General features: G+C 40.8%; 6 protein-coding genes. 4 read left to right on the forward strand and 2 right to left on the reverse strand.

The genetic code is table 11. The features are described 5' to 3' along the window. Positions 1 to 198, forward strand: a 198-nt coding sequence (locus HGG78_RS18445) for an AAA family ATPase (protein WP_172533779.1), incomplete at its 5' end; no start/stop codon positions are given. A 102-nt stretch (positions 199 to 300) separates the two neighbouring features. Here HGG78_RS18445 and HGG78_RS18450 read toward each other — a convergent pair. Further along, entirely contained in the window at positions 301 to 936 is a 636-nt protein-coding gene (locus HGG78_RS18450) for a hypothetical protein (RefSeq protein ID WP_168524611.1), read from the reverse strand. A 161-nt stretch (positions 937 to 1,097) separates the two neighbouring features. On the opposite strand from HGG78_RS18450, the gene HGG78_RS18455 reads away from it, so the two are divergent. The 3 genes from HGG78_RS18455 (at position 1,098) to HGG78_RS18465 (ending at position 2,602) form a co-directional block, all read left to right on the forward strand. Next, positions 1,098 to 1,343, forward strand: a complete 246-nt coding sequence (locus HGG78_RS18455) for a DUF2164 domain-containing protein (protein WP_053310678.1) — start codon at positions 1,098 to 1,100, stop codon at positions 1,341 to 1,343. A gap of 153 nt (positions 1,344 to 1,496) precedes the next feature. After that, entirely contained in the window at positions 1,497 to 2,036 is a 540-nt protein-coding gene (locus HGG78_RS18460; RefSeq protein ID WP_053310679.1) for a cytochrome b, read from the forward strand. Beyond that, entirely contained in the window at positions 2,033 to 2,602 is a 570-nt protein-coding gene (locus HGG78_RS18465) for a YceI family protein (RefSeq protein WP_172533780.1), read from the forward strand. Before HGG78_RS18460 ends, HGG78_RS18465 begins: the two co-directional genes overlap by 4 nt. 155 nt (positions 2,603 to 2,757) lie before the next feature. Here HGG78_RS18465 and HGG78_RS18470 read toward each other — a convergent pair. Then, the coding region (locus tag HGG78_RS18470; protein ID WP_172533781.1) for a methyl-accepting chemotaxis protein at positions 2,758 to 4,401 on the reverse strand (1,644 nt) is incomplete at its 5' end.

The following is a 4,401-nucleotide window of genomic DNA, read 5'->3' on the forward strand; positions in this document are numbered from 1 at the left end:
GTGCGTGATCAAATGGAAATTTTTATCAAAGCTGCACAATTGCGCAGTGAAGCATTAGATCACCTACTAATTTTTGGCCCTCCAGGTCTTGGTAAAACTACATTAGCTAATATTGTGGCAAACGAGAGTGGTAATAAAATGGGTAAATTAAACATTGTTAGATTACTACAAACGTCTAAAGGTCGATTAAATTGTTGAATTAGGTCTTTTAAATATTTTTGTGAACCAGTGTCACATTTTTATGGTTCTTCATAAGAGAGGCTTTTAAAACTCAGCAACGCTTTATTTTGTGTTTAACATTTATGCCCACTGAAGAACCGCATAGAGCTGGATATACTTTCTGACCAGTTGCTGGTTTTTGGAATGCTTCAGCGGATGACCGAATTTGATATAGCAAGGGCTGATTTGAAAGCGAGTTTCGAGAGATTGGCTGAGCCAAGAATCACTTTCATAAAGTGTAATTCCCTGCGCGTTATATTGATCAATTTCATCAGGTAGTTGACCTGTCCACCAGTGGAGTAGTTCACGGCTTTTTTGGCTACGACTTATCCAGTGGTCGGTGAGCAGTAATAGTAAATCATTAGGTTGAATGGCGTAAGCGTATTCATACTTCCACTGCGCGATATCTTGCATGAGTTTCTCGCGGCACGTTTTTCCTGCGCTAACTAAATGATGAGTCAATATCCAAACCGTGCCGGCATCGCAACTTACCCGATAGTGATGAGGTTGGTCACGATGAGGGTTTGATTCTATTGGAAAATAGTCGCAAGGGTGTCCAAATTCACTCAGCGTTCTTGCTAACCGGCGCGCAAAGGCCAGGCCTAGGTGATGCTCACTCATTCCTTGATTATGAATCGTTGGGTAGTGCTTTTCACAAAGCTTTAGGCAGTCAGATTGAAATTCATTGACGCTTTGAGTGAGTATATCCAATAGCAACTCGTTGTTCTCCTTTAATAAAGCTAAGCAAGATTACCACAGTTACGATGAACGACGAGCGACAAATAACCAGTTCTTGATCTTTCACACTCTTCTTTCTAAATAATTGGTTTGTCGTGTGTTTATCACCTAAAATTTCAGTTGTCACTTGGGGGAATCAAATGAAAGAACTTGTGCTCGATGAAGAACAAAAAACAGCGCTGACTCAAGCGCTACAACGTTATATGGAAGAGGAACTTGATACGGAAATTGGTCAATTTGATGCCTTATTTTTACTCGATTTCGTGGCAAGCAAAATAGGACCTGCTTTTTATAACAAAGGGTTGTCAGATGCTCATGATGTTATGCAAAGAAGGATGCTTGATGTAGCAGATGATTTATATGCGATAGAGCAACCAATAACTTAGGCTTTTTAAGTTCCTTCAGTTTTTCTGAACAACTCCATCAACTTGGCGATATGTCCACAATGTAAAGAATGGTAAATACTATGTAAAACGTAAGCATTAATGTGTAGCTTTAATCTATCTGATTGGCATTCTCACTTATCTTTAGAGACTTTTATGACTTCAAACGTAAAAAATTACAATCTCGTTTCCCGCTTAGTGCACTGGGTATCGGCTTTGGTCGTATTCGGTATGTTCGCGGTAGGCTTGTGGATGGTCGATCTTACCTACTATAGCCAATGGTATAAGACGGCGCCCCACTGGCATAAATCAATTGGATTATTGCTTGCTGCATTAACACTGTTTCGCCTGCTATGGAAACAAATAAGCTCAACCCCTTCGATTGAAGGAAGTCGTGTTGAGCGTCTAGGCGCTAAGGCTGCCCATGGCTTCATGTATTTATTGTTAATCACGCTATTTGTTTCCGGTTACCTAATTTCAACCGAAGATGGTCGTGGGATTGATGTATTTAACTGGTTGACAGTACCTGGTATGGGCGCTTTGTTTGAAGGACAGGCTGACCTTTCAGGAACTATTCACTTTTACGCCGCTTGGACGTTAATTATTATCGCGGTAATTCATGCCGCAGCAGCGCTTAAGCACCACTTTATCAACAAAGATAATACTCTACGAAAAATGACAGGAGCTTCGAAATGAAGAAAACATTACTTGCTGCAGGACTAGCTTTCGCAACGTTAATGCCATTGAGTGCTAGTGCAGCGGATTACGTTATTGATAGTAAAGGGGCTCATGCTTCTATTAACTTCAAGGTTAGCCACCTTGGTTACAGCTTCATTAAAGGACGTTTTAACAAGTTCGATGGCGAGTTTTCTTATGATGCTAAAGACTTGGCCAGCTCTAAAGTGCAGGTAAATGTGGATACGCGTAGTTTAGATAGTAATCATGCTGAGCGTGATAAACATATCCGTAGTATTGATTTTATTGATGCTTCGAAATTCCCTCAAGCTACTTTTACGAGTACTAAAGTGGTAGATAAAGGAAATGGCCAATTGGAAGTAATGGGCGACTTGACGCTTCATGGGCAAACAAAACCTATTACGATCAATGCTGAATTTATTGGTGCAGGCCAAGACCCATGGGGAGGGCAACGTGCTGGCTTTATGGGCACGACTCGTCTAGAACTGGCCGATTTTAATATCGCGGTAATGGGTTCATCAAGTTATGTTGATATGGAACTGCATATCGAAGGTGTTCAAAAATAAGTTTTATATTGCAGCCCGTTTTGTTGTGTAGCACTAACTAGTGCCTGAAACACCTAAATACTGACGATGAGAAATAAAAGGGACTACATTTTGAGTAGTCCCTTTTTGATACATGATTTTGATACTTATTAGGGTGAGCTTGGGTTCATATCCTATTAGCTAGTTGCTGTTTTTTCAGTTTGGAATTCAGCCACAGCGCTATCCATTTCATGGGCTTGTTTGGATACAATATCAACCTCAGCCAGGCACTGTTTAGCAGAGTGCATGTTGTTGTCTGAAATTGAATTGAGTTCGGTTATTGATTCGCTCACTTGATTCATGACGATCCCTTGCTCTTCAATAGCTGAAGCGATACGTTCAGAATTACTTTGGATCATCTCCATATCAGTAATAATTTGCCGCAAGCTTTGATCAAGCTTACTAGAGGCATCCAAAGTTTCGTGGCCTTGTGTATTACACTGCGCTATATCAGTTACTACCGTGCTCATTTGCGTTTGAATGGCAGAAACAACATTAGTTATCTCTTCTGTTGATTGATGCGTTCTACTTGCTAAGGCTCGAACTTCATCTGCGACCACTGCAAATCCTCGTCCTTGTTCACCCGCGCGCGCTGCCTCGATTGCGGCATTAAGAGCCAGTAGATTGGTCTGCTCTGCAATGGCTTGAATAATGGTTACCGCTCCACCAATCTGTTCTACGTGTTTATTGAGCGAGGAAATAGAGTGCTGACTCTTTTCTAAGGTGCGGGACAACTGATCAACATTTTTGACGGTGGATTCAACAACAGTCCTGCCACTCTGGGCATTTTTGGCTGCTTGGTGCACTCCTTCAACGGCAATGCTGGTGCTTTCTGATATCTCCCCAATGGTTGCTACCATTTCTTGTACAGCGGTTGCCATTGTGGTGGTGTGATCGGCTTGCACATGGAATTGTTCAATGACATCTTCCAGTTCGTTATGCATACTTGATGTACTGCTCGAAAGTTGTTGCGATTTAGTCTGAGAGCCAGCGATGAGCATTTCAAATTTATCGAGTAATGTATTGAAATAATTGCCAATCGAAACTAATTCATTTTTACCTTTTAATTTAACGCGCAAGCTGATGTTGTTGGTGCTTGAAATCATCTGCATCACAGTCAACAACTTGCTGACTTGAATATTAATGGAGCGTGAAATTTGTAATATAAAAGCGAGAATAAAGGCAATGACTAACAATGTAACACCATTTTTAATGTAATTGAGCTCCACCTGTATGCGATCTACTTCGGTACTAAGAGTCTCAGAAAAGCTTGAAAACTGTGTTTCCACTGCATGAGATAAATTACGAGCCTCACCTAACAAACCTTGATTATATTGAAGCCCGACAATTTTTTTCTGTTCAATTAATTGCAGTGCGGTTTGTTTTAAATTTGGAAAGATCGAGTCAATCGATTCCGTTGGAGCATACTCGCCACTTTGCGCCATTTTATCAAAAGCAATTAATGCCACTAATTGCTGATCATCGGAATTCATTTTGGCTGACTCTAAGGCCTGTAAGTAACGTCCTAAAATGCCGGCTTTATCATTGAGGCCGTATTGTTCATAGGCCTGGACGAGTTTTTCAAACCCTTGCTTATAAGCGATGAGGTCTTGACGAAGTTGAGTACTTGATGGCAGGTTACGATCAGATAGAATGGGCGAGAGCTGTTTTTCTAGCGTCAGGAAAAGGTCGCTATTTTTTTTAAAAGTATCAAGATATTTTAAATCTCCTCTTAGTAGAAAATCTTTTTCATTACGCCGCAAATTGAGCAGCCTAATTTC

Source organism: Vibrio aestuarianus (assembly GCF_012395185.1).
Taxonomy (GTDB): domain Bacteria; phylum Pseudomonadota; class Gammaproteobacteria; order Enterobacterales; family Vibrionaceae; genus Vibrio; species Vibrio aestuarianus.

What these genes read in the sequence shown, in the direction of transcription:
- HGG78_RS18455 (WP_053310678.1), top strand. Translation starts at nt 1,098, where the DNA reads ATGAAAGAACTTGTGCTCGATGAAGAACAAAAAACAGCGCTGACTCAA.
- HGG78_RS18465 (WP_172533780.1), top strand. Translation starts at nt 2,033, where the DNA reads ATGAAGAAAACATTACTTGCTGCAGGACTAGCTTTCGCAACGTTAATG.
- HGG78_RS18460 (WP_053310679.1), top strand. Translation starts at nt 1,497, where the DNA reads ATGACTTCAAACGTAAAAAATTACAATCTCGTTTCCCGCTTAGTGCAC.